Below are 26,907 nucleotides of genomic sequence, written 5' to 3' on the forward strand. Positions count from 1 at the left end.
CCCTCATTAACTAGCGGAATCCGACAGCCGTGAGCCAATGCGCGATTGCTTTTGACGCTCGATCTGCTCGATCAAGCTGCGCACCTGCGCCGCGATTTCCTTTGGATCGCTGCCGCTGATCTGAAAGATGTACTGTCCCGGTGCGGATACGGCCTGCGCTGCGCTTGCGGCAGGCGTCGCGCTCAGTGGCGGCCGGGTGTCGATCGCGACGGTGCTGCGCACGATCGGCACGGCGTCACGGGCCATCGCCGCGCCGTTCGCAACACCGGGCGCACCGAATGACGTGGCCGCGACGGTGGCAAGGCCGATCGCGGCCTTGGCAACGCGCCCCTGCTCGCCGTCCATGCCGAGCGCTGCACCCTGCCCGATGAATCCGCCCAACTCGCCGAACACGCGCGACGGGCTATGGATGCCGAGTCTTTCCTTGAACCATCCGACCGTCGAATCGGCCACGTTCGTGATGGCGTCTTTCACCGCGCCGAGACCGTTGGTGATACCGTTCACCAGCCCCGACAGAATGTTCGCGCCGAACTCGGAAAACTTCGCGGGCATGTCGATGCCGAACCACGACATGACGCCCGCAAACGCCTGATAGAAGAGGCCGAGCGGCGACCAATTGAGAATCAATGCGGCGATGCCCTCGATGCCCCCGCCAAACGCCCCCTTGACCGATTCCCACATGCCTGACAGCTTGCCGCCAAGCCAGCCCCAAGCCGCGCCGGTTGCGCCTTTAACGGCCTCCCATGCCGACGAAACCTTGCCGCCGATCCAATCCCAAGCCGCACCCGCACCGGCCTTAATGCCAGCCCACATCGCCGCGAATTTCGGCCCGAGCGTGTCCCAATTCGCCCAGATATAGACATCTGGCCAGCAAGTCCTTCTATCTCTCCTACCCGCTATATCCCAAACATTCCTTTCGCGGTAGCGTTAAGATCCTGCACGATCCAATCTATGCACTCTTGCGCTAGTCCATCCAAAGGCCGCCCCGCAAGTGTCTTGACCTGAAGGCGGCGCTGCTGCAAGAGCGGGTTGTCGAACGGCAGTGCTATCAGCTCGTCGCCGGCCATTCGCTTTGCGACTGAGACGTAGCCCGACGGCATAACAGCCCGGGGCACCGTTTGTACGAAACGGTACAACGCCGCCACATAGCGGCTGCTCACGAAGGGCACAATCTCGATCCCTTCGACGTTGCACGCGATATCGAAAAGTTGACGATTCGTCGTACCTGGGTCCTGCAGTAGAACCGGAAAACGGGCGATGTCGGCGAGTTGTACGGTCGTGTGGCTCGCGAGATCATGGTCACGGCGCATCAACGCCATAACCGGGGCCGGTAACGTCAGGCGCACGACCACGCCGGGCTCCGGCTTGAAACTGAATGACAGCGCAATCGATACCTCGCCGCTCATCAGCATCTGGCTCGCGACTTCTGACGAGACAACTTCCAGTTCGACGGCCGCATCGGGATGATTCGAGTAAAAGCCGCCGAGCGACACGGGAAGGAAATCGAACGCAAAACCTTCGGTGCAGGCAATCCTGATGGTCCGCGCGCGCTTGCGTTCGTCACCCTGGATCTCGGCGATGACCGACTGTGCGTCGGCGAGACTGCGCTGTGCGTGGCGGGCAAGAAGCCGGCCTGCATGCGACAGCACCATGCCCCGCGCGTGCCGCTCGAAGAGCGCCACGCCCACATCCCCTTCGAGCTTTGCAATATGCCGGCTTAGCGCGGACACGGTCAGCCCGAGTTTTTCCGTCGCCGCCGTCAACGATCCAGACTGCGCCACCACCGAAAAATAATAGAGCGAAGGCTCGAGCAATTTGCGCATGTTCGGACCCGGGGCAAGGTTTGACGAAAACGCAAATGTACCTTGTTTGATTGCGAATACAAAAAAGATCGCGGGGCATTAATCTGGCTCGACTGAAACACCGAGCCACCTTGAATGACACGCCAGAACGCCATCGATCACGTATCCGCCTACTTCGACAGCGGCAGGTTTCGCGTTGACCTGAGCCGCCGCATTGCGCGACGAACGGAAAGCCAGCTTGAAGAAGCGGCCCCGGCGCTGCGCGCTTATTTATCGGATGAAATAGCGACCGCGCTCGACGCAATGGGCTTCACGACTGAAATCGCCGATAACCCCATCGCCGGGATGCCACCGGTGCTCCTGGCCCAGCGCATCGAAGCCGCGCATCTGCCCACCGTGCTCATCTATGGGCATGGCGACGTGATCAACGGCGACGCGTCGAACTGGACCAGCGGGCGTTCGCCGTGGGAGCTTCAGGTTGAAGGCGAGCGCTGGTACGGTCGCGGCACGGCTGACAACAAGGGCCAGCACTCGATCAACCTGGGCGCGATTCAATCGGTTCTGCACACACGCGGATCGCTCGGGTTCAATGCAAAAGTGATCATCGAAATGGGAGAAGAAGTAGGTTCCCCGGGACTCGATGAAACTTGCCGGCTGAACGCAACGCGGCTCTCGGCCGACCTTTTGATTGCATCGGATGGACCACGTCAGAAGGCGTCCTCTCCCACCATTTTCCTGGGTTCGCGCGGCGCGCTTCATTTCCGGCTTACCGTCAGGAACGAGTTTGGCGCCCGTCATTCGGGCAACTGGGGCGGCGTGCTGGCAAACCCCGGCACCGTGTTGGCCAACGCCGTGGCGAGCCTTGTAGACGGTCATGGCCGAATCCGGATCAACGGACTGCTCTCGCCCCCGATTCCAACGCGCGTCAGGGAGCTGGTCGCGGACCTTGAAGTCGGAGTGGACGAAGGCGACCCGCCACTTTCCGGTGGCTGGGGAGAGCCGGGCCTGACGGCGGCGGAGCGGATCTATGCCTGGAACACACTCGAAGTACTGGCGATGAGTACAGGCAACGTCGAACGCCCGATCAGTGCGATTCCGAACGCTGCCGAGGCCGTTTGCCAATTGCGGTTCGTGGTGGGCACCGACTGGCACAACGCGAAGGCGATCATCACCGACCATCTGCGCCGCGAAGGCTTTCCTCAAGTCGAGGTGTCCATCGAAGCATCGGGGGCCGCCACACGACTCGATCCCGATCACGCGTGGGTGAACTGGGCCAATGCGTCGATTGCCGCGACCACCGCCAAGGCCGTGACAATCCTGCCCAATCTGGGCGGGACCATTCCGAACGGCTGCTTCGCGACCACCCTGGGGCTGCCCACGATTTGGATACCGCACTCGTATCCCAACTGCCGGCAGCACGCACCCGACGAACACTTGCTCGCAAGCGTGGCCCGCGAAGCGCTGCAACTCATGACGGGGCTTTTCTGGGATCTGGGCGACCCATACACAGCTATGCCGGGCGGGATCAGGCCATAGGGCATGCGCCAATCCCCCCGTCAACTTCATCCGACCTCTTCCATCAACGGAAAATCCAGCCATGGCCTCTTTTGTCTCCGAAGAATCCGGACAACGCATCGCCAACCAGATCGACAAGCCGCTGAAACGCCTGATCTTTGCGACCAGCATCGGCAACGCGCTCGAATGGTTCGACTTCGCCGCCTATGGATTTTTTGCAGTTACGATTTCGAAGCTGTTTTTTCCAGCGCACGATGAAACGGTGTCGTTGCTGCTGACCTTTGGCACCTTCGGGCTGTCATACGTTTTCAGGCCACTCGGTGCGTTGTTGCTCGGACGTTACGCCGATCGACGCGGGCGCAAGGCCGCCTTGCTTGCGTCGCTTGGACTGACCATGATCGGCACGCTGGTGTGCGCGATCATCCCGACGTACGCAAGTATCGGCCTTGCTGCGCCGATCGGACTGATGATCGCTCGCATCCTGATCTCGTTCTCAACCGGCGGAGAATTCGGCAGCGGCACCGCGCTGATGATCGAGCAGAAGTCCAAACGCAAGGCTTTTCTCGGCAGTTGGCAATTCTCCAGCCAGGGCATGAGCACCGTGCTCGCGTCGTTTGCCGGACTGGCCCTGAGCACCCAGCTCTCGCCCAGCCAGATCGAAGCATGGGGCTGGCGCGCACCGTTTATTTTCGGGCTGCTGGTGGGCCCAGTCGGGCTGTATATCCGCAAGCATATCGACGACACCTTGCCCTCTGCGCAATCGCGTGATGCGTCGGAAAACAGCGCACCGATCAGGCAGTTGCTGGCCGGCTACAAGGGACGAATTTTGCTCGCGGCGGGCATCATGGCGGTATCGACCGCAGCGAGTTACCTGATGATTCTCTACATGCCGACCTATGCGGTGAAGCAGTTGCATCTGCCTGCGTCCACAGGGTTCGCTGCCACCGTCGTGACCGGCACGATCCTGATGGTCGTGACGCCGCTGATGGGTCATTTCGCCGATCAATACGGGCGCGGGCGCATGATGGTGGTGTCGGCGATGGCCACGCTCCTGACGATCTATCCCTGCTTCAAGTGGCTGATGTCAGCGCCGTCGATGGCCGTCCTGATGAGCATCATGTTTCTGGCCGGCCTGCTGAAAGCGATCTACTTCGGCCCGCTCGCAACCGTCCTCTCCTCGCTTTTTCCAACCAGCATCCGCAGCACGGGTCTCGGCTTCAGCTACAACATCGGCGTCATGGTATTCGGCGGCTTTACGCCATGGCTCGTGACCGCGATGATCGGATGGACGGGCGACCCTCTGTCGCCGAGCTTCTACCTAATGGGTTGCGCCGTGCTGAGCCTTGCGTGCATCAGGATCTACAACAAGAACAAGACGGTCAAGTACCTCTGAAAGGACGGGTCATGATTCATACCTCAACGCCCGGCGACGGCGATTTCAGCGGCTGGTTGATGTATCACTCAGTTGGTGTCTTCCCCGGGCAAAAGAAGGCGATCACCGACGCGCTCGCTAGCTTCACCGCTTCCTGGTGCGCCCCTGACGACCAGCGATGGGACATCGCCTTGAACGCGCGATCCGCACTGCTCGCGAACTGGGCAACGCTGATTGGCGCAAATCCCGCCGACGTGTTCGGCGCGCAAAATGTGACTGAGGCGTTCGCGCGGTTTATCGACGGGCTCGACGACAAAGCCCTGCGCGGGCGCACCGTGCTCGCCGCAGCGGACTGCTTTCCCAGCCTTCATTTCCTTCTTGCCGGCCTCGCCGAGCGACGTGGGTTCGCGCTTCGCACGATACCTGTCCGGGACGGTGAGGCATATGTCCACGATGATGATTTCATCGCGGCCTGGACGCCCGATGTCGCGCTCGCCCTGGTGACATGGGTGTCGTCGCTCACGTCAAAACGCGCGAATCTTGAGACCCTCGCTGCACACGCGCAAAAGCAGGCAAGCCTGATCGCCGTCGATCTCACGCAAGGTATGGGCATCCTGCCATTCGACGTACGCACAACCGCCGTCGATTTCGCCTGCGGGTCGACGCTCAAATGGTTATGCGGCGCACCAGGAACGGGGCTGGGCTATGTGTCGCCTGCCCTGATGAAACGCGGCATGATGCCTGCCACACGCGGTTGGTTCAGTCAGGAGGATCCATTCAATTGGGATATCGAAGTATTTTCCTACGCTCCCGATGCCCGGCGTTTTGACACGGGAACGCCATCCGTATTGCCCTTCATTGCATCGAAGCCAGGCTTTGACTGGATGCTCGCTCAACCCGCAGGCTCGGTCCGTGTGCACAACCTGAACCTGTGCCAGCAGATCATCGAGATGGTCGATCGCTTGGGATATCGCCTGCTGTCACCTCGCGACGATCAAGCCCGTGGCGGGAGCATCATGGCGGAACTACCCCGCCATGCCGATGCCGGGCAAGTAATCAGCATGCTGGCATCGCAGCGCGTGAGCGTCGACGCCCGTGGCCGCACGCTGCGTATGTCGCCGGGTGCGAGTACGACGTCCGGTGGAATCGAGCGCCTCGAACGGTGCCTTTCACAATGACTTCCCGCTACCCGGCACGATCGAACGCACCACGACAATCGGGCATTGCTTGCACGCTGACCGGGCCGCCGCTGCCCTTTCCCCGCGAACCCTTCAGGAGCGCTCACGCCAATTAATCCCGCCGTCCAGGAAGAACGACATGAACACCCACGCCCCCGCCAATGCGACCAGTACGATTACCGGAATCCGGGCTTTCCACCTCCCCATGAGCTGCCGGGAACTGGTACCCACCATGCAGTTTTTTGTCGATGCACTCGGTTTTCGCATCGATGCGATCTATCCCGCCGACAACCCGGGCACCGCGATCCTTTCTGGCCATGGCCTGACGATTCGTTTGGGGATCGGCTTGCCGCACGGCATTGAGGAACTGCATCTGCTGTGCGATGACCCCGGGCAGTTGCCGCACGGCGCGCGCTCGTTGACCGCTCCTAACGGCGTCGTCATCCGCCTCTCGCCCGCCGATCCGCCGATGAAGACGCCGGTGACCCGCCAGGAACTGGTGTTATCGCGCGCGGATGCCGCCGCGTCATGGAGCGTCGGGCGTGCTGGAATGCGGTATCGGGATCTCCTGCCGAACCGGCATGGCGGTGCGTTTATCGCCTCGCATATTCGTATCCTGGAAGGTGGCCCTGTCCCCGACTATGTGCACTTCCACAAAATCCGATTCCAGATGATCTTTTGCAGAAAAGGCTGGGTGCGGCTTGTGTACGAAGCGCAAGGCGACCCATTTATCTTGAACGCGGGCGACTGCGTGTTGCAGCCCCCCACGATTCGCCACCGCGTGCTGGAAAGCTCGGCAGGCGCCGAGGTGATCGAGCTTGGAAGTCCGGCGGAACATATCACCATGGCCGATCACATGTTGTCATTGCCGAGTCCCGATTACGACCCCGAGCGTGAATTCGAAGGCCAGCGTTTTGTTCGACACATTGCGGCGAACGCAACATGGCTGCCATGGAAAACGGCGGGCTTTGTAGCAAGCGACACCGGTATCGGAATTGCAACGAAAGGATTAGCGGGGGTTCGCGTGGTCCGTGCGGCGGGAGAGAGTCCCCCAACTCAACGCGTCCACGATACCGAATTCTGCTTCTTTTTCGTCCTGTCAGGAACACTCAAGGTTCATCAGGGCGACGACACCTACGCCCTTTCCACAGACGACAGCATCACCCTTCCCGGCAACATGTCGTATCGCTTCGGCCATTGCAGCACCGATCTCGAGTTGCTTGAGGTGACCCTGCCGGCAGATTTCTCGCTTCAATGATCCTGAGACCAGGCGCGACCGGATCGCCGTGACCCGCACGGTCGGTCAAGCCTTGTTTGATTCGCAAACCTGTCTTGTTTAATTGCGAACGCTGAAAGCTGGCGAATTCGATACCGTTGTTGCTATCGCGTCGTCACATCCGGCTTGGGTAGCCAAGGTGCTTTCTCTGTCAAATAAAATTGAATTCAATATAAATAGTTATCCGAATCAATATACCATGAAAACCAAACTTCTCTGCGCTACCCTCTTCGTCACGACCTCCGGTTTGGCACATGCACAAAGCAGTGTCACGCTTTACGGGCTTATTGACTATGGGATCAATTATCAAAGCAACAGTGGCGGCGGCCGCGTTATCGCGGGATCGAGTGGCATCATGCAGGGTTCGCGCTGGGGCTTCAAAGGCGTCGAGGATCTGGGCGGCGGATTGTCCGCCATTTTCACCCTGGAGAACGGATTTGATCTTGGAAAGGGATCGTCGCTGCAAGGCGGTCTTGAATTCGGCCGCCAGGCATTCGTGGGCCTATCGAGCGCAAGTTACGGGACGCTCACGTTGGGCCGTCAATACGATTCCCTCGTCACGTTTGTCGAGACGAAAATGAACTCGGCTAACTACGGCGGCGGCACGACATCGCACCCAGGCGATCTGGATAACTTGAACAATAGCAAGCGCGTCAACAACTCGGTCAAGATCACGACCCCGACTTTTCGAGGTCTGACCTTCGGTGCGGTCTATGGACTCGGCGGCCAGGCAGGCGATTTTTCCCGCAACCAGATCTGGTCGGTCGGCGGCTCGTACGACGCCGGTCCGTTCTCCCTGGGTGCGGCGTACCTGAATGCGCGCAACCCTAACCAATCGTATTTCACCAGCACACCGACGGATGTGTCGGGTACGAGCCTGAACAACATGACGTCGAGCCCCATATACAGCGGATATGCGTCGGCGCATTCATATCAGGCCATCGCGGCTGCCGCAAAGTATGACGTGGGCAACGCGACCGTCGGTTTGGTGTACAGCAACGTCCAGTTCAAGAGCCTTGGCGATACATCGTCGGGAAGCGACCCCCTGCACCTGTCGGGCACGGCAAAATTCGATACCGGCGAAATTAACCTCACTTATCGATGGACACCGGCGCTCTTCACCGAGGCCGTTTATAGCTACACGCGAGGCTCGGGCACGGGTTCAATCGGGACCTCGCAATACAACAACGTCTCATTGTCACTGGATTACTTTCTCTCGAAACGAACCGACGTGTACGCACTGGGCACGACGCAATTTGCCAGCGGCACCGATTCAACCGGACAGGCTGCCCGTGCGACGATCAACGCGCTTACCGCCTCATCGACGAATCGTCAGTCATTCGTACAAGTCGGCATTCGACATAAGTTTTGACCGCCAATCGCGCGAGAGACTCGCTAAGCAACGGTGTTAGGGTGCCCTCAAGATGTTCCCGGCGCGTTTCGTCACGCGCAGCGTACACGTCCCACACCGCCGGCGTGACGCCCAGTTGCGCCGCGACGATTCCGATGATCGGCGCATGAGGCTTCTCAGCAGGTCCCAGCACCCGACCGGGATAGCGCAGATAGACCATCAACATCGCGATGCCGAGACGGTTGTGGCCGCCTCGATGCTGCCGAATAAACGCGAAGTCCTCCGTCGATAGCGTGGCCAAGCGGATCAACTCACTTTCATCCGAGGGGAACGCTAATAACTGGAATCGCTGGTCAGGGGTAAGCAGTTCTCGGCGGGGCAAGATTCACCTCGTCGAGCGCAGATACTGGTACAGGGTTTCACGGCTGATTCCGAATTCGCGAGCGATCTGAGCTTTACGTTCACCGTCATCTACTCGACGGCGGAGGTCGGCGACCTGGGCGTCGGACAACGTCGGCTTGCGACCCCGATAGGCGCCGGGTTGCTTTGCCAGGGCGATGCCCTCCCGCTGGCGCTCACGAATCAGCGCGCGCTCGAATTCCGAGAAGGCGCCCATCACCGAGAGCATCAAATTCGCCATCGGCGAGTCCTCGCCCGTGAACGTCAAACATTCCTTCGCGAACTCAATGCGCACCCCGCGTTTGGTCAACAGCTGGACGATATGGCGAAGATCGTCCAGATTCCTGGCGAGCCGATCCATGCTATGCACGACTACCGTGTCGCCGCTGCGCACGAAGGTTAGCAGTGCGTCGAGCTGCGGCCGCTTTGTGTCCTTTCCTGATGCCTTCTCGGTGAAGGTCCGGTCAAGTACGATTCCGTCGAGCTGGCGCACGGCGTTTTGCTCGAAGGTGCTGACCCTCACATAGCCGACGCGCTGGCCGTTCATGACAGACTTCCGGTAAAGACGGCAGATTGAAATCTATGATTTTCAATTTCGAGTGCCAAACAATGGACCTACCGGCCCTATTCTGACGTTTCTGACAGCGGGTACCAGCGCCGGACGGGTTGCCGCCAAAGCGCGCGGCGTGCGCTTTGGCCCAACTCCAACACTTGACGCCGGACGCATCGTCCACGCGCGTCAGCTTATCGAGCAAGACGGAAAGCCTGTGGCGGAGGTTGCCCGCCTGCTTGGTGTCCATAGAGCCACACTTTATCGGGCGCTAGAGCGATGACAAGAAAGCATTGAACGGACGAGCGACCAGCCACGCCGACAGCTGCTAGCGTACGATTTTTTCCGAATTCTGAGACGACCCCTTTACGTGTGCGCGGGCTTTGACGAAGATGTGCTTAAAGTTGGCCATCTCGGGGATTTCGGCCTTCCGCCGAATAGCTGCGCAGTTGGTCGGTTACGATCGTTCGAGATCCCATGCGGTGCCGAGGTTAGGACGTGCATCTTTGACGCACTGTGCGAAGCCCCCGCCGAATTTGTCGCGCGAGCGCCGGATCGCGTCATCCCCTGGGAGACCTCCTTCGGGGCGGAACCAACGATCTCACACCGCGCTTCAACAGCAGCTCTCAATGTCGGGTGGGCTCAACTGAAACTGGAAACACCAGCACGCTGCGCAACTATGACGACCGCAGACGGAAAACGATGACCGTGATAGAGCCGTTTGCATTCTTCATCGCCCGATTTACTTGACCGTCCCAGCAACGTGCCGACGCCCCGCTAATACCCCGGCATCAGCGTGTCCACGCATTGAGCGTAGACAACGATCACTTGCGGTGACGCGAAGTTGATCTGCATATCGCTGGCAAAGAACCCGTAATCATCCCGCTGGCCGTGCGCGATGTCGTCGGCCTTCACGAGTCGGCACGCGAGATCGGCGGCCATTCGACTTAGTTTTATCCGGAGGCGCCAGTCGGCATGATGATCGTGGCGGCGTAGCCAAATCCTCGTGCTCTCGACAAGATGGTCGACCCGCAACCATGCTCCACCGGTGCGAAAGGCAACGATCTCAGATAAAGTGAGGAAGCAGAGTAGCTCTGCTTTCAGCTCCAGGCGGTGCATTTCACAACTCGTAGTATCGTGCGAGCCTGACGATCGTGCATCGTCGCGCACAGCCAAAGACGTGCAATCTACCTGCATGCTGCAAACGAAACAGCCTGAAGGAGTAGCGGGCAGCCTGCGTGCTGTACGAACCGGCGACGACTTGCCCACCGGATCGCGTTATGGACTTGAAACGGGTGTACTTCAGGCGGTTTTTCGACGTGGGCGCACACCAACGGCGCTCTTTGTCTTGTAGGTGACACCGTGTTGCTCAAGGTATTCGCGAATCAGTTGCCGCACCACCTGTGAGGGCGTCAAATCCTGCGCAGCGCACAGTTTTTCGAACGCCTCCTTCTTCACAGGATCGATCAGAATCGTGAGTCGAGCGCTTTTTGTTTCCATGACAGGGGGCGAAGTCCAGATATGTTAATTGAATTATAATACATCGTGTGACCCGAGTCATCTTCGTGGCGCCAGAAGCGCACAGCGGAGACCAATCCCCATGCGCTTGCTGCGCTCAGCCGTCGATCTGCTGGCGCCAACAACGCCTGGCGACGGTACCCTAAAGCTCTGCCCTCGCGCGCAGAAAATCCTGTCCGGCCAGGGTAATCGAGACACCGCCTCGTCCTGGTCTCGGGACGGATACCAATCCTGCCTTAAGCAACTCCTGAACGACCGACCAGTTCAGGGAGGGTGCGTCGCGGCCATATCGCGGGTGGGCCAGATGTTCAAGAGCCTGGATGGCCGAATGGGTCACGGTGCTGCTTTCGTTGTCGCTTCCCGCTGTCATCTTCCTTCCTCGAGAATGCGGCTTCAAAAGACCGGGAACGGGTGCGTGCCGACATCCGCGCAAGGCAGATGAATGCGCTCAACACGCCTGCTCATATCGATTCCAATTAAATCGCTTGCCGTACTCGATGCGCGTGGCCGTGGCATGAAGGTTCACTGCGTGTCCGGCTGCGAGCCCGCGCGCCCGGTCGAGCATGACTGCAAGCGAAGGAAGTCCATCGGTGTCGCCCTTCCACGCAAAAACGGTGACATTGTGCTGACTGCCCTCCGACGGGGCCAGGGTCACCGCGTTGGCGAAGACTTCCCTGAGCGAGCGCAAGTAGCGATGGAAGTCCGGTTCATCCGTCACCAGATTGGCCACCAGCATGCCGTCATCGCTCAATCGTCGACGACAGGCTTCATAGAACGTCCTGCTGCCCAGCTCGGCGGGCAGGCCATCGGCATCGTAGCCATCGACCAGCAGAATGTCGGGCCGTTGATCCGGAACCAAAACCGTAACGTACTTCGCGCCGTCCGCACAAATCACCCTAAAGCGTTCATCATCACGCGGCACATGGAACTGGTCACGCAACGCGATCACCTGCGGATTGATTTCGACGGCGGTAATGGTAGTGTCTGGCAAATGGCGGTAGCAGTATTTCGCGAGCGAACCGCCACCCAGACCGATCATCGAGATGCGCCGGGGGGACGGCCGGAACAGCAGGAAACCCATCATAGTACGCGTGTACCCCAAGGCAAGGGCGTAAGGATCATGCAGCAACATGGTGCTCTGGACCCCGCGTGCATCAAAGTACAGCGAAACAATCTGCTCGTTCTGTATGACCAACGGCTTGTTCAGAATTCTCTTTCTCTTCTTGGGCATAATTGGGCGCAAATTATTGCGGGGCCGACCGACGGATGCGCGCGTAGTCTCTTACCAGGATCAGATCAGGAGGATTCCTGCGCACGCAGAATGGCCGAAAGGGCCTCAAGCGCCACTACTTCGTCGGGACCCGTTGCCAAGATGTGCACGAGCGTGCCCGGCTTCGCCCGCAACGACATGACCGACATGACATCCTTAGCATTGACGGACCGGCCGTTCGCCATGCAGACGATATCGCTCACAAACCGGGCGGCGGTTACGGCGAGTCTTGCTGACCCGTGTCCGTTCAATCCCGATCGCCCGCCTACCTGAATCAATGCCTCGACCAACCCGCTCCCCTCGTGCGTAATCCGTGTCAGGGCTCCGAACCCCTTCTGGTCCTGCTCAATGCATGGACCGTGCGACAACCTGGGCGAAGAAGGCGCGCAGCAATGGGTCCCACGTTTCCTCCCTCAACCCAATGTCGGCAGTATCGAGCCGTCGCATTTGCGGATCCAGATATACCGCGCGAAGCGATTTTGGGTGAGGCGGACCGCGAAAGAATTGACCGTCGTCGTCCAGAAACAGACAGGGCCTTTGCCTGCATCGCGCGCCGAATAACGACGGCGCGTCCTGAACATGGCGCACCGATTCCTTCTGATAAACGAAGATGACGTTGATCCCGCACTCTTCCAGGTGGTCGCAGATATCAGAAAACCGGTACAGCATCTGGAATCCGCGTTCGCCCGCTTTGCCCACGCCGACGACAATCAGTCCGCGACGGCCTATCACATCGCGTAAAAACAGGTGCGTGTAGTCATGAGACAACAGCGGAACACTCGTATCAATCACGTCGATCTCCCCGCCAAGCGTTGGTGAACGCTCCGTTTAGCTCGATCTGATCACTCAGGTTCGATGCACAGGAAGCAGCCCACTCGAGTCTGGCGATTGGCATTGTAACGTAAATTAATTATGATCCTATTATCATAATATGTGCATCATCAATCAGTAACCCACGCCCCGCCTCGACAGCAACTCCGAGCGAGGAGCGGATCGGCTTCTGCTCAGTCGGTGGTGATTGCAGGACGTGCGCGGGCGATCCGCTCAATCACGTCTCGAGCCAGATTGAACTCGCTCGTCTTGTCGAAAAAGTAGTGTGCTCCGGCCGCTAGGCAGGCTTCGCGGATCACCGCGCTCGAATAATTCGTCAACACGATCGTGATGACCGCCCAGTTGCTTCGCGCAAGGCCCGCGAGAACGTCCAGGCCGCTGCCGCCAGTCAATCGCAGATCCACGATGACGACATCTGCGTCCGTGGCTGCAATGCCGCTCAGGGCATCGCTAGCGTCCTCCGCCTCTTCGACAATCTCAACTCCCTGATGGCCCCGGTGAGCGCGGCGATCCGCCGTCGAACCCCGGGGGCGAATCCTCAACCAGAATTATCTTCAACATGGCACAGGACCGTGCGCGTTCATACATCTCAGTTTCTTCGTTCACCCATTTGCAACTGTCGTACTAGCGGTCAAGCCGGTAGATCTGACCGCGTAGATCATCAATCAACGGCACGATCGCCAGCACGATTAACAGTCCTGCCAGGGGAATCGTTGCCGCGTATCCAAGGTGCTTGAATCCCATCGCCCCCGTGACGCCCCCGACGAAGAACATGGTCAGCATTGTCCCGTGTACTTTCAGCTTTGCCCGATTCGCGAGCACGAAAGGTGTGGTGGTATCGACCCTGGAAGAATTCCAGTAGAACAGCTTGCCGAGCTCGATGCCGATATCCGTCACGATGCCCGTCATGTGGGTGGTACGTATTTCCGCACCGGATAGCTTCGTGATCATCGCGTTTTGCAGCCCCATGATGAAGCAGAGGAGCACGACCGTTGTCGGCACGAACAGGGGCTCCCACAAGGCCAGATGGCTGCCGAGCAGCCCGAAACACAGGAGCAGGCCAGCTTCGATCAACAAGGGTGAAGCGTACTGACTGTTCAGTCGCCTGCGTCGCCCCCAATTGACGAGCACCGAGGAACAGGCGACGCCAAGCAAGAACGAGATCAGCGATCCGGCGCCCGCAAGGACGAGCGAAACGTCTCCCAGTGCAGTCTGGTCGGCAATCGCTGACACCACACCGCTCATATGGGACGTGTATTGCTTCACCGCGAGAAAACCGCCGGCGTTGGTCGCACCTGCCACGAACGCGAGCGAAAAACCAAGCTGCCTGTTGGCCTCAGTGCTGCGATCCTTTCCCGTCAAGGTCCGGAAATAGTGTGCTGGCATCAGGTATCGACTCGTGTGTTCGCGGGTCCGAAGCGCTTGGGCGCAAGCAGGGACCGGTGCAGCAAGCTGGTTTTCCGAAATTTCACGCGCAGGGTGAAACCTTGCATTCCCGACGCCCCGAACGAACGCGGCGAGTTCTGCGCACATATCGACGGATCATCGCGTGTGGAACCGGATCAATAAAGCTGCTAGGATGATAACGCAATTATCATCAACTGGTAACTTGATGCCCCTGGCGAATGGCCCCCTCCGGGAGGCGAGCTACGCGCGGGGATGTCGTCGTTGCCTACGCGGCGGCAACGGCGCAGGGTTGACACGATTCGTGGTGGCGAGAGGACAAAGCCCGGTAGTCGGACAGAATGCCGGCCGCGCCGCTCGCCATATTGAGGAGAAGTGCCATGTCGCTTGACGACACGCTTGAAGAGCACCAGATAGCTGGCGTCTCGTTGCGTAACGGGATGTACAAGCGCGTGAGGCTGGTCACGTCCGCATTTGCCAACGAGCGGTGCTGCGCACTCGGGCGCTGGATTCATCAAGATGGCGCGCGGTGGGACGACGCTCCCGAGCTGCTGCAACTGAAGCTGGCACATGCGAGCTTTCATGCAATCGCGCTAGCGATTGCCATCGCCATCACGCAAAAGCGCCTCGCGGAAGCGGCCGTGATGCTCGAGCCGGACGCACTGTTCGAAAACGCAGCGCGTATGCTCGCTCACGCAGTGTCGCGTTTCGAGAATCGCCTGGTAACGGGGGCGCCTCCCACGACTGTCCCGCACGGGCAAATCCACTAGGGCTGCCGCGACTCATCAGTCGCGGCACCACTCCGGTTCGCAGCAACCGGTCTGCGTAGTTTCAGGAGAACATTGGATTGTCAGCCGATCACAATCAACTCAGGCATGCCCTGGCCCAGCAGTGGGGAGAGACGTTTGGAAAACCCGTGGTACACGATGAACTGTGCACGCGGTCGCTGTGTTTCGACGCTTTCAGCATACAAAGCTCAATGCGCAGAGGTGATCCGCTAGAACTCGATCTCGCCTATACGCGGGCTATGATGTCATTCCAGCTCTTTCAGCACGATCCCAAGGACATCCTGCTCGTGGGTCTGGGCGGGGGATCACTGTCCAAGTACTGCTTCCATAAGTTTCCGTCGGCACGGGTGACCACCGTCGAAATCGACGAGAGAGTGATTGCGTTACGCGAACGCTTTTTCATCCCGCCTGATTCAGAAAGATTCCAGATCGTGCACGCCGACGCGGTCGAGTACCTCTCGGACAAAGTTGGCGTCGCGGATGTGATCCTGCTCGACGGCTTCGACGCGTTTGGCTTACCCGCCAGCCTGTCGAGCCGGTACTTTTACGATTCCTGCTATATCGCCCTGCGTAACGAAGGGGTCCTCGTGGCCAACCTGCTGAGCAACGACCCGCGGCTCACCACCTACCTGGGTCGGATACGCGGTGCGTGCAACGGAAAGCTGTTTCGCACCATGGCGCGACGCGAAGGCAACACCATCGCGATAGGCGTCAAGCAGGAAAAGGTGCCGGGATGGCTCGACCTTTATGCCCGTGCGGAAGCCATCACGACATCGATGGGGCTTGACCTGTACCGGTATGTCAAAAAAATGGAGCGCCACCACCGGGGTGAACCGGCTTCGAGATACCCTTCATCCGACAAGCTAGCTGTTGAACAAGACATTTGACGGCACCGGAGACAACACTGATGGAACACTTCCTGGTCATCCATTACGTGCTGCTGGTGGTCGCGGGCTGGCTGGTCGTTGGGGTACTAGGGCTGGCCAATCTGCGCCGCACACGTGTGGTGGCGCATGGCCTGTTTCCTGTCGGTGCGGTGTTCGGCCTGTTTCTGTGCGTACTGGGCGTGACTGGCGTTTTTGCCGGTCCCCAGGAGGCCATCCTGCCGCTCGGGTTGCCGAACCTGCCGTTTCATTTGAGGCTTGACGGCCTGTCGGCGTATTTCGTGGCTGTACTGGGCGCGGTGAGCACAGGCGTGAGCGCGTTCTCCGCCGGCTATTTCCGTAAGGGCGAGGGCACTCCGCCCGGGTTGCTGTGTTTCGAGTATCACGTGTGCCTCGCGAGTTTGGCGGTCATGCTACTGGCAGACGATGCGTATTGCTTCATGGTTGCGTGGGAGACGATGACGCTGTCGGCCACCTTCCTGGTGATGACCAATCATCGTATTGCCGAGATTCGCCGGGCAGCTTATCTCTATTTCCTGATTTCCCACGTTGGCGCACTGGCGCTCCTGCTGTGTTTCGGCCTGCTGCAGGCCAACACGGGCGACTACACGTTCGCCAACATGCGGCTCCAGCATCTGGACGTGTTCTGGGCTTCCGTCGCGTTCCTGCTGGCACTGTTCGGCTTCGGCGCGAAGGCGGGGATCTTCCCGCTACATGTCTGGTTGCCCGAGGCGCATCCCGCTGCGCCATCGCCGGTATCGGCCCTTATGAGCGGCTTCGTGCTGAAGGCCGGTCTCTACGGCCTGCTTCGCACGGTGTTTGATTTGCTGCACGTCCAACTATGGTGGTGGGGCGCGTTCATGCTGGCGCTCGGCCTCTTCACCGCCCTGTTCGGGGTCGTGTTCAGCACCGTCCAGATGGACATGAAGCGGCTGCTCGCCTACTCGTCCATCGACAACATCGGTCTGATGTTTGTCAGCATGGGACTCGCGATCCTGTTTCGCGCGTATGGCATGAACGCGCTGGCAGCCCTGTCGTTGACGGCGCTGCTGTATCAGATCGCCAGCCACGCGACGTTCAAGAGCCTGCTGTTCCTCGGGACCGGGTCAGTGCTCCACGCCACGGGCGAGCGCAATCTCGGGCGCCTGGGCGGCCTGATTCGCTTCATGCCGTGGACCGCGTGGGCGGCCCTCGTGGGTGTGTTTGCCAGTGCGGGCCTGCCGCCATTGAGCGGTTTCGTGTCCGAATGGCTATTGCTGCAAAGCTTTCTGTTCACGCCAGGGCTACCGAACTCGTTCCTGAACATGGTAGTGCCGCTCGTTGCCGCGCTGATCGCGCTGGTGGCCGCGCTCGCGGGGTACACGATGGTCAAGTTCTTCGGCATCATCTTTCTCGGCCAGCCCCGCGAGGCGAAGCTGCGTGACGCTCGGGACGCGAGCCCGTGGGAGCGGGTGGGCTTCGTGTGGCTCGCGGCGATTTGCGTGCTGCTCGGCCTATTGCCGGTGCAGTTCGTGGTCGTTCTGGATCGCGTCACGCAGATGCTGGTCGGTGCTGGCATCGGACAAGCTGTCGCGAGAAATGGCTGGCTGCTGCTGGCACCCACTAGCGTAGACCGGGCCAGTTACATGCCGGCGGTGTTTCTGCTGTTCTTGTTCGCCTGTTGTGGGCTCGCGTGGCTGCTGGTCCGCCGTCTCTACCATGGGCGCCTGCGGCGTGCGATACCCTGGGCGTGTGGCTACCCATTCGTGAACGCGCGCATGCAGGATACGGCCGAAGGGTTCGGCCAGCCGATCCGCGAGATCTTCACACCTTTGTTCAAGATCGATCGGCAACTTCCCTCTCCATTCGACACACACCCGGTCTATAGCGTCACCGTGACAGATCGTGCGTGGACCCTGATCTATGCACCGCTGGAGCGGCTGGTCAAGCGCGTCGCGGCACTCGCCGGGTTGCTCCAGGCAGGCCGCATCGCGGTCTATCTGATGCATAGCTTCCTCGTGCTGATTGTCCTGCTGATGCTGGTGAGACGATGATCACTCTCTCCGGATTATTCTCCCAAGGACTCGAGATCCTGCTTGCACTCGCGGCCGCGCCCTTGCTGACGGGTTGGGTCAACATGTGTCGCGCCCGGTTGCAAAACCGACGGGCGCCGCGCATCTGGCAGCCTTACCGGATGCTCCATAAGCTATTCAACAAGGAGTCGGTCGTCGCCGACCATGCCAGTCCCGTGTTCCGCGGGGCGCCCTACGTCGTCTGGGCGTGCATGACGCTCGCGTGCGCGATCGTACCAACGCTTTCAACCGACCTGCCCCTGTCGCCTGCCGCCGACGCGATCGCCCTGGTGGGTCTCTTCGCACTCGCCCGCGTGACAATCTCGCTGGCTGCGATGGACGTCGGCACTGCGTTCGGCACGCTCGGCGCGCGCCGCGAGATGCTGGTCGGTTTCCTCGCGGAGCCGGCATTGTTGATGGTGTTGTTTTCGGCGTCCCTGATCACGCAGTCCACCTTGCTGACCGGTATCGTGGCCACGCTCAGCCATCGCGAACTGGCGATCTATCCGAGCCTCGCGTTCGCGGGGATCGCATTCACGATGGTGTCGCTTGCCGAGAACGCGCGCCTGCCCGTCGACAACCCGACCACGCATCTCGAACTGACGATGATCCACGAGGCGCTGATTCTTGAGTACTCGGGCCGGCACCTTGCGTTGCTGGAATGGGCCGCGAGCCTCAAATTGTTTGCCTACTCCTGTATCGGCCTTGCCTTGTTCATCCCATGGGGAATTGCCGAAGCCGGCAATCCGATGGCGCTGCTGTTCGCCATACCGGCGCTGTTCGTCAAGTTGCTGGTGGGTGGCGCTGCGCTCGCGGTAGTCGAGACGACCAATGCGAAGATGCGCATTTTCCGCGTGCCGGAGTTTCTCGCGACGGCCTTCCTGCTCGCCGTCATCGGGATGCTCGTCCACTTTTTGCTGGGGGCATAAATGCACGGGTTCGCCACGCAGATCATCAACTTCCTCGCCGCCATCATGCTGCTGCTGTCGTTTGCCATGCTTGGCCAGCGCCGGATCCTGTCGCTGATTCACCTCTACACACTGCAGGGCCTGACGCTTGTGTCAGCCAATCTGGTATTGGGATTTGTCACGGCCGATACGCACCTCTATATCTCCGCTGCGCTGACCCTGTTGCTCAAGGTGGGCCTGATTCCCTGGATACTTTACAGGCTAGTGCAGCGGCTCAACGTGAAGACGGACGTCGAGCCGCTGCTCAATATTCCCGCCACCCTGCTGATAGGCATCGTACTCGTCATCATTGCTTTCAACGTGGCGTCGCCCATCAGCCAGCTCGCCTCGTCGGTCGCGCGCGGCACACTCGGCATTGCACTCGCCTGCGTGTTGTTGTCGTTCATGATGATGATTACACGCGCCAAGGCGATCCCCCAGGTAATCGGTTTCCTGTCGATGGAAAACGGCCTGTTTTTTGCCGCTGCTGCGGCGACGAACGGCATGCCGATGATCGTCGAACTCGGCATCGGACTCGACGTTCTGGTGGGCATTCTGATCCTGGGCGTCTTCATGTTCCAGATTCGCGAGCAGTTCGATAGCCTGGACATTCATCACCTTGAAAAACTCAAAGATGACTGATGCTTATGTCTTGCTACTGGTTTTCGGCATCCCACTGCTCGCAGGCGGATGTCTGGCGCTCGTGGGACAGTACCATTTCGCGCCGAACCTCAATGTCGGGTTCAGTTTCCTGACGTTTATGGCTGCCATGCTGCTCGCCGCGCAAACCGTGGCGCACGGACCGGCCTTCGCGCTGGGCAAGCTCTTCTTCGTCGATCCGCTCAATGTGTTCCTGGTCGCGCTGACGGCCTTCGTCGGTTGGACCACATCGATTTTTTCAAGACCGTACATGCGCATCGAGCGTGACCGCGGCAAGATGACCGGTGGGCGCATGCGCCTCTACCACAGCATGTACCAGCTGTTCATCTTTGCCATGCTGCTGGCGCTGCTCACCAACAACATGGGGATCCTCTGGGTTGCCATGGAAGCTGCCACGCTCGCAACCGTCCTGCTGGTCAGCGTATACCGGACCGCAGCAAGCCTCGAAGCCGCGTGGAAATACTTCATCCTGTGCGGCGTCGGTATCGCGCAAGCGCTATTCGGCACGATTCTTCTCTACCTCGCGGCGAGCCGCCAACTCGGCGGCAGCGATGCGTTGCTCTGGACCAGTCTGAACGCGGTCAAGGGGAGTCTCGACCCGACCATCATGTCGCTCGCGTTTGTGTTCCTGCTGATCGGCTATGGCACCAAGGTCGGCCTAGTGCCGATGCACAACTGGCTACCCGATGCGCATGCCGAAGGCCCGACACCCATTTCGGCCGTGCTGTCCGGTTTGCTGCTCAACGTGGCCCTCTATGCCGTATTGCGCTGCAAGGTGCTGGCGGATGGCGCGCTCCAGAACGGTTTGCCTGGGCACCTGCTGGTCGGGTTCGGGCTGATCTCAGTGCTGGTCGCGACCTTTTCGATGTTCAGGCAGAAAGACGTCAAGCGACTTTTTTCGTATTCGTCGATCGAACACATGGGCCTGATGACGTTCGCCTTTGGGCTGGGCGGCCCCACCGCGACATTCGCGGGTCTGCTGCATATGACGGTTCATTCGCTCGTCAAGTCGGCCATCTTCTTCACCGTCGGACACGCGGTCCAAAAGGCCGGTACTCAGACGATCGACAACATTCGTGGGCTGCTGCGCGTAAGCCCGACCGTCGGGTGGGGCATGATGCTGGGGGCGCTCGCCATTTTGGGCATGCCGCCATTCGGCGTGTTTGCGAGTGAGTTCCTCATCCTGACCACCGCGATGAGCACACTCCCGTGGGCCACGCCCTTCCTGCTGCTCGCGCTTGCCGTGGCGTTCGCGGCCATCTTCGTACGCGTGCAGGGTATGGTGTTTGGGGACACGACGGCCAAGGTTCTCGAACACTCACCGGCATTGCTACCGGTGTTCGTCCATCTCGGCATCGCCCTGATGCTGGGGCTCTACATTCCGCCGTATCTTGCGACGTGGTATCGGCAAGCGGCGGCCATGATCGCGGGGTAACACATGCGCATCGAGGCATTCGGATTTTCCAATCAGGTCCGCCTGTCTGGGTCTGCGGATAGGTCTTCGGCTTTGCTGGCGCGAATCGATTCCAACACTTGGACCCGCACCGCCGAGACCGTGCGCGAGGCGGGCGGACGCCTGATTTCCCTGTGGGGTACCGAACAGGCAGCGAGCACATTCGTGATCTCTGCGTCTTACGCGCTGCAAGACGGCATCCTGTGGCTTCAGCTGCCAATGGGCGACGGGGATGGAAACGCGCATGAAGCCGAATACCCGGATCTGTCGACCGTCTTTCCATGCGCGACGCGCATGCAACGGGCCGTCTTCGATCTGCTAGGGCTGCGGGCGATCGGCGCCGAGGATACCCGGCCGTGGCTGAACCATGGCAACTGGCCGACCGACTACTATCCGCTGCAAAAATCGTCCTCCGGTACGGAACGGTTTGAGTCGCAGGAAGCGGACTATCCATTCGTGCCGGTCGCCGGAGACGGCGTCCACGAGATTGCCGTGGGGCCGATCCACGCAGGAGTGATCGAGCCGGGACACTTCCGCTTCTCGGTCGTCGGCGAGAAAGTGCTGCGACTTGAGGAGCGGCTGGGCTATGCGCACCGGGGCATCGAACGACTGTTCGAGCGCACCCCCCTGCTGCTCGGGCATCGTCTGGCGGGACGGGTCGCCGGAGACACCACGGTCGCCTTCTCATGGGCGTACTGCATGGCAGTGGAGCAAGCGTTGGACGTACGCATTCCTCCGCGCGCGCAATGGCTGCGTGCGCTGTTGCTCGAGCGCGAGCGCGTCGCCAACCATCTGGGCGATCTTGGAGCGCTTGGCAACGACGCTGGGTTCGCGTACGGTCTGGCACAGTTTTCCCGCCTGAAGGAAGACTGGCTGCGTCTGAACGACCGGGCTTTTGGACACCGCTATCTGATGGATCGAATCGTGCCTGGGGGTGTCGCAGCGGACATCGACCCGCGCTTCATCACCGCGATGTTGACGCAGTGCGACCAGGTTGACGCGCAGGTTCGCGTGATGCAAAACATTTACGACGATCAGTCGGGTCTGCAGGATCGCTTTGCAGGCGCGGGGCTTCTCTCCGCGAAGGTGGTGGAGCACTTCGGGGTATGCGGGCTGGTCGGGCGTGCAAGTGGCCGGAAAATCGATGTGCGCGTCGATCACCCTTACGCGCCATACCACGAGGTTCAGGTGCAGATGGTCAGCGATGATCGGGGCGATGTGACGGCCCGGGTCGCTGTGCGCTTCAACGAGATCTACGAGTCCATCCGGCTGATCCGGACCCTCCTGTCCGACCTGCCGGATGGCGACATCGTCACACGGATCGAGCACAACGGCTCGCCATCCTTTGGGGTAGGCTGGGTCGAAGGCTGGCGTGGCGATGTGTTCGTCGCACTCGAAACCGGGGTCGATGGGACCATTTCGCGCTGCCATTGCCATGACCCGTCGTGGCAGAACTGGCCAGCCCTGGAGCACGCGATCATCGGAAATATCGTTCCCGATTTTCCGCTGATCAACAAGTCGTTCAATCTGAACTACGCCGGACACGACCTGTAATGTGGCAACTTCTCAAACAGATCGCCAAGACCGGCGCGCCAACTCAGCGCCTGCCCGAGGGCGATGACGCATGGCGTACCGAAGGCCAGCGGATCCAGCAGGAAGTACTCGACGTGCTCGGCCGGGCGCTGAGCATTCGCACGATCGATGGAGGCTCATGCAACGGCTGCGAATTAGAGATCCACGCGCTCAACAATCCGTACTACAACATCGAAGGTCTGGGTATCAAGTTCGTCGCGAGTCCCCGCCATGCCGACATGCTGCTGGTTACTGGCCCGCTTACACTGAACATGAAGGAAGCGGTATGGCGAGCGTACGAGGCGACGCCACATCCGAAGCTGGTCGTCGCGCTCGGCGAGTGCGCGTGTACAGGTGGCATCTTCAAGGAAAGCTACGCCGTGTGCGGGCCGCTCTCGAATCTGCTTCCCGTCGACGTCACCATACCGGGCTGCCCGCCGCCCCCCATCGATATCCTGAGGGGCATTCTCACTGCGCTTCGTGTGAAACACACACGCCCTCCGCCATGATCTGCGCCAGCGATATGCGCTGACGGCGGGCATGGGCATGAGCTTCGCGCCGGATGGATGCATGATGACTATCCCATGTGCCATGGTGATGCTTTAGAGGATAACGAACGATGAGTAAGCCATTGAGCAATCTGAAAGCGATCAGCAGTGCTCTGATGCGCAGGGCATGGCCACAGGTGCTGACGATAATCGTCGTCATGGTGGCGATCAGCCTGCGCTTTCCGTTGTGGTTTGTCGTGCTCTCGGCCGCCGTCAACGGTGCAGCGGTGGCATACCTCGCGCGATGCTTGGCGTCCCAGCCGTCAGGCCTGGCTTATGACCCGTTCCTCGGCGCCGTTCTGATCGGTAGTGGACTGGCGTCGGTTGCATTGACGCTCAAGTGGTGGTTCGTAGAACAACAAATGAAACTCGCGCCGGGCGTGCTTCTGCATCTCGCCGGCCATACCGAGGCGGCTTCAAACCCGACTTTGGCGTGGTCGAGCGTCTTAACCCAATGGGGTTCTTGCTCGATCTTTCTGGTGATCGTAGCTGTGTGGGGGCTGGGCAGTGGGCGCGCCGAATGAACACCGAATGCGATGGGCACGTGCTCCGCGCAGGCAAAGGCATTTTGCGCCTGCACGCGGAAAATGAATGCGAACGGTCAACGTTGCCAGCGTTCAGGGGGTGCCGGCGACGCGGTCGAGACCCGCACGGGACAGACTGCCAGCGAAGCGCGACCGATGATAAACGGCTGGGGCGGGGAAGGTTTTGATTCAGTCGACGAGGTACCGGATCTCACCGCGCGACCAACGCCGGTTGACGTCGACGGCCGGACGACGAGGACCGGGATCTGGCTGTGCGTCAGCACCTTCTGGGTCTCACTGCCAAGCAACAAAGCTCGCAGACCGCCTCGGCCGTGCGACGCCATGACGATGAGATCACAGTTTCGTTGCTCTGCAACGCTGATAATCGCCTCATACGGATGATCGCGATTCCGGGCAACCGTATCGCACTCGACACCGGCCTGCGTAGCCGCTTTCATGACCTCCCCGAGATAATCATCCGCATGCTCTCGGGTCACCTGTAAGAATCGCTCCTCGGTGTCTGCGAGCATTTCAGTGCCGTACGCGAGAACATGGAATTCCGGGATGACATGGAGCCCTGTGACTTTGGCTCCGCTTTCGCTAGCGAGCGTCACCGCCATCTGAATGGCGGCTTCGGAGAGCGCCGACCCGTCGGTCGGCACCAGCAGATGCTTGAACATACGTTTCTCCCCGCGGACAGACTTGTTCGCCTTGACATCCTGTTCGGAGCCGACCGCTAAAGCCAGCGCGTCGGAACCAGAGCGACTTCTTTCAGTATAGTCAGCGTGACGAAAATTTGGCAGGTTGCTTTATCCGCGACAACGTGCCGCGCGCAGCCCCAACCGAAGACGGGAATAGTCATCCAGCGCTGTGTGCAGTTTCAGGTTCGCTCAAGATGCACGCGGCGCACGGCCTGCGGCCTGTCGCAGGCCGCCTCCCCGTTCGGCCAATGAGTGCCGATATCTTGCACAAAATCATACGTCGGGCCAGACACGTTCGCGCATCGGGCGTCTTCACGAAAACCTGCAATGACGCCCGTCAAGTTCATTCTCCGCTACACCGCCGTGCCGTTGATGGCAATTATTGCCGTTGTGCTCTGGGCCTCGCTTCGTGCATCCGTCGAAATCGATGCGCGACAGTACGCGTCACTGTCCGAGGCTTATGCGAGCCTTCCCGTGGATCTCAGGCACGACATTGCGGATGCGATGACGTCGGGGAAGCTGAGCAAATGGGACTATTCTTCGCTTGTCCGACATTCGCTTGACGATGGAATTGTTCTCGACTGGCCACCGGAAGACAAGGCAGACGTTACAGGTGAACGGGCAAGACTGGTCGCGCTCGTGAAAGCAGACAGGCTTTGAGCCGCGCTGCTCACTGGGTTTTCGATATTGGCCTGCAGACTGGATAGCGTCAAGCAGCACGCCGGACAAAATGATTGTCGCTCCCCAGCTGACTTGCGACGGCAGCGCCAAGCATTGACGAATGCTGTTGCTGTTCGTGTCCTGTAATGGGGTTAGACTGATTTGTATTGGTCATGTCTGTCTCATCAAGAATAGGGGATTCAGAAGCGCCTTTGGAAATATCCGGGGTTGGGTCGCGGTAGGGACGGTGGTTACCCACCGCCCCCCGCACAGATCCGTACGTGCAGCACTACTGCATACGGCTCCTACCAAAGGTGTTGACGTAAAACCGCTCCGACGGATGCGGGTGAAGTACTTTGCAAGGGGGCAGGTATTTGCTGATCACACGGCCGAACCGTGACCAAGGCAGCCGATGCCGCTGACTTCTTCGCATCAGTGCGTGACGCCAAGAGCGGCGCACTGCGTAAAGGAAGCCCGACAAGCGGCGAAGGTTGCCCGGCACCGCATGATAGTTAAAATACCCTTGAATCACCCGCCTCAGCCATCGACCTACCACAGGTACCGGTTCATGGCGACGCCGCATCAGCGTTTGCCGAATGCGCGTCAGCGATGCACGCATCCGCTTCTTGCTCGTCAACCGAATGATCTTGAATTGGCCATTCGACCTAGCCGTGCCACAGCAGTGCGTGAAGCCTAGAAAGTCGAATGTCTCCGGCTTTCCGGCTCCACGCTCTTGACGTTGTTGCGCGGCGAATCGCCCGAAGCGAATCAACCGCGTTTTGTCCGGGTGGAGTTTCAGTTTGAATTTGGCAAGACGTTCCCGCAGTGCCGCCAGGAATCGTTTTGCATCGCCTTCGTATTGGAAACCCACCACACTGTCGTCGGCGTAGCGTACGAGGATGACATCGCCAGTAGCATGTCGTTGGCGCCATTGCTGCGCCCATAAATCCAGCACATAGTGGTAAGTGCTCAAAAAGCCGGGGCGAACGGCTGCATCCTGTTCAAGCAGGGTGAACGAGGCGTTGTTCAACCAGGTGCGGCAGTGGTGGGATGTGATCGCTACATGAAATGCGATCGGTCAGATAATTCCAGAATGAGATGCCCAGCTTACGACAGGTCTTCTTCAGGCTGGAGAAGGTGTCGCGACATTGCCGACCGAGTTCGCTGCGCGTGCCGCCACTGACCTTCTGCTTTTTCACGTGATCGCGAATATCGCGCTCACTGTCATTCGTGTGTAGCGGGACCTCAGGGCGCTCCAGCACCAGCAGCAACTCGGACTTGTTCAGGCGAATCCGCCTGAGCAAACGGTTGAGTGTCGCGTAGCGGGTCTTCTGGGTGAAGACCGCGTCAAAGCACGCTTGCAGTTCGCGCTTGCGTTTGAGGGTGGGATGCCGCTTGTAGTCCTTAAGGTCCGCGTACAGCGACCAGATGTCACTGCGCACGCGTGCAATATCCTCACGGTGTTGATCATTCAACGGCAGCAGCTTGTGAACCAGGCGCTCCGCGTGTACCCAACATAAGCCGTGAATCAAGACATTGAACTGTCCGGCGTCATCGCTGATGACGGCGAGATCCTGGGCCACGCCGCGCCGCTTAAGCTGAGATTCCACGGCGAGATAGACAAGTTTGCATTGTGATTCAAGCGCTTGGCTT

Annotated in this window: 28 protein-coding genes and 3 pseudogenes; 16 read left to right on the top strand and 15 right to left on the bottom strand. The window is 59.8% G+C overall.

Annotated features, from left to right (window positions below; genetic code table 11):
• Window positions 1-6: 6 nt before the first annotated feature.
• Window positions 7-813 (bottom strand): hypothetical protein, encoded by an 807-nt coding sequence (locus M0D69_RS31870; RefSeq protein ID WP_301785826.1) that lies wholly within the window; start codon window positions 811-813, stop codon window positions 7-9.
• 83 nt (window positions 814-896) lie between these two features.
• Complete coding sequence (locus tag M0D69_RS31875) at window positions 897-1,823, bottom strand: LysR family transcriptional regulator (RefSeq protein WP_301785827.1); 927 nt, start codon at window positions 1,821-1,823, stop codon at window positions 897-899.
• A 114-nt stretch (window positions 1,824-1,937) separates the two neighbouring features.
• Here M0D69_RS31875 and M0D69_RS31880 point away from each other — a divergent pair, with 114 nt between their 5' ends.
• The 5 genes from M0D69_RS31880 (at window position 1,938) to M0D69_RS31900 (ending at window position 8,515) form a co-directional block, all read left to right on the top strand.
• Complete coding sequence (locus M0D69_RS31880; protein ID WP_301785828.1) at window positions 1,938-3,338, top strand: M20 family metallopeptidase; 1,401 nt, start codon at window positions 1,938-1,940, stop codon at window positions 3,336-3,338.
• 61 nt (window positions 3,339-3,399) lie between these two features.
• Window positions 3,400-4,710 (top strand): MFS transporter, encoded by a 1,311-nt coding sequence (locus tag M0D69_RS31885; RefSeq protein ID WP_301785829.1) that lies wholly within the window; start codon window positions 3,400-3,402, stop codon window positions 4,708-4,710.
• Between the two features lie 11 nt (window positions 4,711-4,721).
• The gene (locus M0D69_RS31890; RefSeq protein WP_301785830.1) at window positions 4,722-5,867 is read left to right on the top strand and encodes an aminotransferase class V-fold PLP-dependent enzyme; all 1,146 of its coding nucleotides are present in this window, start codon (window positions 4,722-4,724) and stop codon (window positions 5,865-5,867) included.
• A 139-nt stretch (window positions 5,868-6,006) separates the two neighbouring features.
• Window positions 6,007-7,125, top strand: coding sequence for a cupin domain-containing protein (locus M0D69_RS31895; protein ID WP_301785831.1), 1,119 nt, complete (start codon window positions 6,007-6,009; stop codon window positions 7,123-7,125).
• 217 nt (window positions 7,126-7,342) lie between these two features.
• The gene (locus M0D69_RS31900; RefSeq protein ID WP_301785832.1) at window positions 7,343-8,515 is read left to right on the top strand and encodes a porin; all 1,173 of its coding nucleotides are present in this window, start codon (window positions 7,343-7,345) and stop codon (window positions 8,513-8,515) included.
• Window positions 8,516-8,561: 46 nt separating this feature from the next.
• Here M0D69_RS31900 and M0D69_RS31905 read toward each other — a convergent pair.
• Together M0D69_RS31905 and M0D69_RS31910 are read right to left on the bottom strand one after the other, a co-directional pair.
• Window positions 8,562-8,876 (bottom strand): annotated as a pseudogene (locus tag M0D69_RS31905) (DUF4158 domain-containing protein); the annotation flags it as partial.
• A gap of 3 nt (window positions 8,877-8,879) precedes the next feature.
• Complete coding sequence (locus tag M0D69_RS31910; protein ID WP_301785834.1) at window positions 8,880-9,440, bottom strand: recombinase family protein; 561 nt, start codon at window positions 9,438-9,440, stop codon at window positions 8,880-8,882.
• A 139-nt stretch (window positions 9,441-9,579) separates the two neighbouring features.
• Here M0D69_RS31910 and M0D69_RS31915 point away from each other — a divergent pair, with 139 nt between their 5' ends.
• Entirely contained in the window at window positions 9,580-9,726 is a 147-nt protein-coding gene (locus M0D69_RS31915) for a helix-turn-helix domain-containing protein (RefSeq protein ID WP_301785854.1), read from the top strand.
• A gap of 494 nt (window positions 9,727-10,220) precedes the next feature.
• Here the strand turns inward: M0D69_RS31915 and M0D69_RS31920 are convergent, their stop codons facing one another.
• The 8 genes and pseudogenes from M0D69_RS31920 to M0D69_RS31955 form a co-directional block, all read right to left on the bottom strand.
• On the bottom strand, window positions 10,221-10,562 hold the full coding sequence (locus M0D69_RS31920; RefSeq protein ID WP_301785835.1) for a hypothetical protein: 342 nt from the start codon (window positions 10,560-10,562) through the stop codon (window positions 10,221-10,223).
• A gap of 183 nt (window positions 10,563-10,745) precedes the next feature.
• Window positions 10,746-10,943 (bottom strand): ribbon-helix-helix protein, CopG family, encoded by a 198-nt coding sequence (locus tag M0D69_RS31925; protein WP_047897806.1) that lies wholly within the window; start codon window positions 10,941-10,943, stop codon window positions 10,746-10,748.
• Between the two features lie 160 nt (window positions 10,944-11,103).
• Entirely contained in the window at window positions 11,104-11,331 is a 228-nt protein-coding gene (locus M0D69_RS31930) for a hypothetical protein (protein WP_301785837.1), read from the bottom strand.
• Window positions 11,332-11,409: 78 nt separating this feature from the next.
• Window positions 11,410-12,192, bottom strand: coding sequence for a fused MFS/spermidine synthase (locus M0D69_RS31935; RefSeq protein WP_301785838.1), 783 nt, complete (start codon window positions 12,190-12,192; stop codon window positions 11,410-11,412).
• 65 nt (window positions 12,193-12,257) lie between these two features.
• Window positions 12,258-12,599: an HPr family phosphocarrier protein gene (locus M0D69_RS31940; RefSeq protein ID WP_367619786.1), complete on the bottom strand. Its 342-nt coding sequence runs from the start codon at window positions 12,597-12,599 to the stop codon at window positions 12,258-12,260.
• Window positions 12,577-13,023, bottom strand: a complete 447-nt coding sequence (locus M0D69_RS31945; RefSeq protein ID WP_301785839.1) for a hypothetical protein — start codon at window positions 13,021-13,023, stop codon at window positions 12,577-12,579. Before M0D69_RS31945 ends, M0D69_RS31940 begins: the two co-directional genes overlap by 23 nt.
• Before the next feature lie 212 nt (window positions 13,024-13,235).
• Window positions 13,236-13,623 (bottom strand): annotated as a pseudogene (locus tag M0D69_RS31950) (response regulator).
• A 63-nt stretch (window positions 13,624-13,686) separates the two neighbouring features.
• Window positions 13,687-14,448 (bottom strand): YoaK family protein, encoded by a 762-nt coding sequence (locus M0D69_RS31955; protein ID WP_301785840.1) that lies wholly within the window; start codon window positions 14,446-14,448, stop codon window positions 13,687-13,689.
• 398 nt (window positions 14,449-14,846) lie between these two features.
• Between M0D69_RS31955 and M0D69_RS31960 the strand changes: the two genes are divergently transcribed.
• The 9 genes from M0D69_RS31960 to M0D69_RS32000 all read left to right on the top strand — a co-directional run bounded on the left by M0D69_RS31960 (window position 14,847) and on the right by M0D69_RS32000 (window position 23,893).
• The gene (locus M0D69_RS31960) at window positions 14,847-15,236 is read left to right on the top strand and encodes a hypothetical protein (RefSeq protein ID WP_301785841.1); all 390 of its coding nucleotides are present in this window, start codon (window positions 14,847-14,849) and stop codon (window positions 15,234-15,236) included.
• A gap of 77 nt (window positions 15,237-15,313) precedes the next feature.
• On the top strand, window positions 15,314-16,141 hold the full coding sequence (locus M0D69_RS31965) for a fused MFS/spermidine synthase (protein ID WP_301785842.1): 828 nt from the start codon (window positions 15,314-15,316) through the stop codon (window positions 16,139-16,141).
• Window positions 16,142-16,161: 20 nt separating this feature from the next.
• On the top strand, window positions 16,162-18,171 hold the full coding sequence (gene hyfB / locus M0D69_RS31970; RefSeq protein WP_301785843.1) for a hydrogenase 4 subunit B: 2,010 nt from the start codon (window positions 16,162-16,164) through the stop codon (window positions 18,169-18,171).
• Window positions 18,168-19,118, top strand: coding sequence for a respiratory chain complex I subunit 1 family protein (locus M0D69_RS31975; RefSeq protein ID WP_301785844.1), 951 nt, complete (start codon window positions 18,168-18,170; stop codon window positions 19,116-19,118). Before hyfB ends, M0D69_RS31975 begins: the two co-directional genes overlap by 4 nt.
• Window positions 19,119-19,778: a formate hydrogenlyase gene (locus M0D69_RS31980; protein WP_301785845.1), complete on the top strand. Its 660-nt coding sequence runs from the start codon at window positions 19,119-19,121 to the stop codon at window positions 19,776-19,778. It begins immediately after the preceding gene.
• Window positions 19,771-21,231 carry a hydrogenase 4 subunit F gene (locus M0D69_RS31985; RefSeq protein WP_301785846.1) on the top strand — a complete coding sequence of 487 codons (1,461 nt, stop codon included), beginning with the start codon at window positions 19,771-19,773 and terminating at the stop codon, window positions 21,229-21,231. Before M0D69_RS31980 ends, M0D69_RS31985 begins: the two co-directional genes overlap by 8 nt.
• Window positions 21,232-21,234: 3 nt before the next feature.
• Window positions 21,235-22,803, top strand: coding sequence for an NADH-quinone oxidoreductase subunit C (locus tag M0D69_RS31990; RefSeq protein ID WP_301785847.1), 1,569 nt, complete (start codon window positions 21,235-21,237; stop codon window positions 22,801-22,803).
• Entirely contained in the window at window positions 22,803-23,330 is a 528-nt protein-coding gene (locus M0D69_RS31995) for an NADH-quinone oxidoreductase subunit B family protein (RefSeq protein WP_301785848.1), read from the top strand. The genes M0D69_RS31990 and M0D69_RS31995 overlap by 1 nt, the downstream gene beginning before the upstream one ends.
• A gap of 110 nt (window positions 23,331-23,440) precedes the next feature.
• Window positions 23,441-23,893, top strand: coding sequence for a hypothetical protein (locus M0D69_RS32000; protein ID WP_301785849.1), 453 nt, complete (start codon window positions 23,441-23,443; stop codon window positions 23,891-23,893).
• Between the two features lie 245 nt (window positions 23,894-24,138).
• Here M0D69_RS32000 and M0D69_RS32005 read toward each other — a convergent pair.
• Window positions 24,139-24,573: pseudogene (locus M0D69_RS32005) on the bottom strand (universal stress protein); the annotation flags it as partial.
• Window positions 24,574-24,921: 348 nt separating this feature from the next.
• On the opposite strand from M0D69_RS32005, the gene M0D69_RS32010 reads away from it, so the two are divergent.
• Entirely contained in the window at window positions 24,922-25,254 is a 333-nt protein-coding gene (locus tag M0D69_RS32010; protein ID WP_301785850.1) for a hypothetical protein, read from the top strand.
• A gap of 289 nt (window positions 25,255-25,543) precedes the next feature.
• Here M0D69_RS32010 and M0D69_RS32015 read toward each other — a convergent pair whose 3' ends face one another.
• Both M0D69_RS32015 and M0D69_RS32020 read right to left on the bottom strand, forming a co-directional pair.
• Window positions 25,544-26,284, bottom strand: coding sequence for a reverse transcriptase domain-containing protein (locus tag M0D69_RS32015; protein ID WP_301785851.1), 741 nt, complete (start codon window positions 26,282-26,284; stop codon window positions 25,544-25,546).
• Window positions 26,256-26,907 (bottom strand): transposase (locus M0D69_RS32020; protein WP_301785852.1); only part of this gene is annotated, 652 nt, incomplete at its 5' end. The genes M0D69_RS32015 and M0D69_RS32020, both read right to left, overlap by 29 nt.

Origin of the sequence: Caballeronia sp. SEWSISQ10-4 2 (assembly GCF_030464885.1) — a bacterium.
In the GTDB taxonomy this organism is placed as follows: domain Bacteria; phylum Pseudomonadota; class Gammaproteobacteria; order Burkholderiales; family Burkholderiaceae; genus Caballeronia.